The organism is Vibrio sp. S234-5 (genome assembly GCF_000960595.1).
Lineage (GTDB): Bacteria > Pseudomonadota > Gammaproteobacteria > Enterobacterales > Vibrionaceae > Vibrio.
Genome location: NZ_JZAM01000229.1, coordinates 1 through 389, shown reverse-complemented (window position 1 = coordinate 389; position 389 = coordinate 1). Strand labels below are relative to the sequence as shown.

Here is a 389-nt window from a genome sequence, read left to right as displayed (position 1 = left end):
CCTTCGTTGTGCTCCGCGTTAGAGATAGCAGACTCTAGAAATTTCTTAACTAGTACAGCCGCTTTTTTGTTGCTGAAAGTTAGGATTTCAAGAGCTTGGGCAACAGATTAACCACGAATTAGATCCGCAACTAAGCGAGCTTTCTGAGGCGAAATGCGAGCAAAGTTATGTTTAGCAATAGCTTCCATTATTTTCCCCTTAACGCTTCTTAGCTTTCTTATCCGCAGCGTGACCGCGGTAAGTACGTGTTGGTGAGAATTCACCCAGTTTGTGACCGATCATTTCTTCGGTAACGAAAACTGGACCGTGCTGACGACCATTATGGACAGCGATGGTCAAGCCGATCATCGTAGGGATGATCATTGAACGACGGGACCAAGTCTTAAGTG

1 protein-coding gene and 1 pseudogene are annotated in these 389 nt (G+C 45.5%); both read right to left on the bottom strand.

The window, feature by feature from the left end:
* A pseudogene (rplV, locus tag UF06_RS24535) lies at window positions 1–188 on the bottom strand (50S ribosomal protein L22); the annotation flags it as partial.
* A 10-nt stretch (window positions 189–198) separates the two neighbouring features.
* Window positions 199–389, bottom strand: a 191-nt coding sequence (rpsS, locus tag UF06_RS14380) for a 30S ribosomal protein S19 (protein ID WP_045571058.1), incomplete at its 5' end; no start/stop codon positions are given.